Below are 2084 nucleotides of genomic sequence, written 5' to 3'. Positions count from 1 at the left end.
GCTGATTTTTGCCAGCCGGTGGCTGCAGCTGCCCCTGTACCTGGGCCTGATCCTGGCCCAGGCGGTGTACGTTTTCCACTTCTGGGTGGAGCTGGTGCATCTGATCGAGGCCGCTTTTGGCAACACCACCGCGCTCAAGAGCCTGGTCTCCAGCATTGGCTACAAGAGCGACTTCGAGGTGACCTCGCTCAACGAAACCATCATCATGCTGGTGGTGCTGGCGCTGATCGACGTGGTGATGATCTCGAACCTGCTGATCATGGTGATCGTGGGGGGCTATGAAACCTTCGTCTCGCGCCTGCACCTGGAAGACCACCCCGACCAGCCCGAGTGGCTGAGCCATGTGAACGCCTCGGTGCTCAAGGTCAAGCTGGCCACCGCCATCATCGGCATCAGCTCGATCCACCTGCTCAAGACCTTCATCAACGCCGCCAACTACGACATCAAGGTGCTGATGTGGCAGACCATCATCCATGTGGTGTTCCTGCTCAGCGCGCTGGCCATTGCCCTGACAGACCGCCTGATGGCGCATTCCACACCGCCCGCGCGCCACTGACGGCCGCCCTCCCCCCCTCCGCACCCGAAAGAGGCCGCCCATTGCGGCCTCTTTGCATTTTTTGCATGAAAATCAGGCCTGACGCTTAACTGGTATTGATTTATAGCTACAAAAAAGGTAGCAAATTAGGTCGATATCTGCTCCCAAATTTCTCCCCAATCGGGCGGCACAGTGCAGGCCATACCCACTTGCAGGAGAAATCCATGGACCGCAGCACCGCTGCCCAAGCCATCGTCGCCCCCCTCGCCGCCGCCACGCAGGCACCCACCAACCGCCGTTTTGCCCTGAACGCCCTGGGCTCCCTGGGCATGGCCACCTTGTTCGGCTGCGGGGGTGGAGACACCGAAACCACGGACACGACCGACACCACAGGTACAGGCACCGGAACGGGGACAGGCACGGGTACAGGCACCACAACCACCTGCTCGGTTGTCCCCGAAGAAACCGCAGGCCCCTACCCCGCCGATGGCTCCACGGCCAGCAACAACACCTACAACGTGCTGGCGCTCAGCGGCATCGTGCGCTCGGACATCCGCAACTCCATCGGCTCGTCCACGCAGGTCAGCGGCGTGCCGCTGACCATCACCATCACGCTGACGAACACCAGCGCCAGCTGCGCAGCGCTATCAGGCTACGCCATCTACCTGTGGCACTGCACGCAGGACGGCAACTACTCGGTCTACAGCTCGAACAACATTGCCGACAACTACCTGCGCGGCGTGCAGGCCACGGATGCCAGCGGCACCGTGACCTTCACCACCATCGTGCCCGGCTGTTATGCGGGCCGCATGCCGCACATGCACCTGGAGATCTACCCCACGCTCGCGTCGGCCAACAATGCGCGCAACAAGGTCAAGACCACGCAGCTGGCCTTCCCCACCGAGCTGCTCAGCAGCATCTACAGCGCCAATTCCGGCTACAGCGCCAGCGTGCGCAACCTGGCTTCCATCACCTTTGCCACGGACAACGTCTTCAGCGATGGCACCACGCTGGAGATGACCTCGATGCAGGCCAACAGCGGCGGCGGGTACTCGGCCAGCATCACGATCTCGATTGCGGCTTGACTGAAAGCCCCCTTGAGTCGCCTTCGGCGCCATCCCCCGGAGGGGGACGCACCCGGTGGCCCGCCAAAGCCGGTTCTACGGGTGCACTGGCCTGGGCCGTGCCGATTTCTGGCGGCGAATCCACTCGTTGAACGCTTTTCTCCACAACACTGACGGAAAAATCACCATGACTTTGCACTCTCTTCGCCTCCACCTGCTGGCCCGCATGACCCTCGCGACCGTACTGGCAGCCACATCCGCCGCCCCCGTGCTGGCGCAATCGCAGGGCCGGCAAGAGCAGCCCGCTCCGCCGCCCGAAGCCTATGCCGCCTGCAAGGGCAAGACCGAAGGCGCCAGCGTGACGCTGACCATGCCTGACGGCAAATCGCTCGCAGGCACATGCCGCACAATGGGTAGCACCCTGGTGGCCATGCCCGCAGGCGGGCCTGGCGGCCCCGGCGGTGCAGGCGGCCCGCCCCCCGCCC

3 protein-coding genes are annotated in these 2084 nt (G+C 63.5%); all 3 read left to right on the top strand.

From position 1 onward, the window contains the following. The first annotated feature begins 1 nt into the window (after position 1). A complete protein-coding gene (locus tag NFX52_RS29890) occupies positions 2-556 on the top strand; it encodes a TIGR00645 family protein (protein ID WP_252635983.1) in 555 nt (184 codons plus the stop codon). 203 nt (positions 557-759) lie between these two features. After that, positions 760-1620 carry a dioxygenase family protein gene (locus NFX52_RS29885; protein WP_055400482.1) on the top strand — a complete coding sequence of 287 codons (861 nt, stop codon included), beginning with the start codon at positions 760-762 and terminating at the stop codon, positions 1618-1620. A gap of 166 nt (positions 1621-1786) precedes the next feature. After that, the coding region (locus tag NFX52_RS29880; protein ID WP_252635982.1) for a hypothetical protein at positions 1787-2084 on the top strand (298 nt) is incomplete at its 3' end.

This window comes from Acidovorax facilis (genome assembly GCF_023913775.1).
GTDB classification, from domain to species: Bacteria; Pseudomonadota; Gammaproteobacteria; order Burkholderiales; family Burkholderiaceae_C; genus Acidovorax; species Acidovorax facilis.
This window is presented reverse-complemented; position numbering and strand designations above follow the sequence as displayed.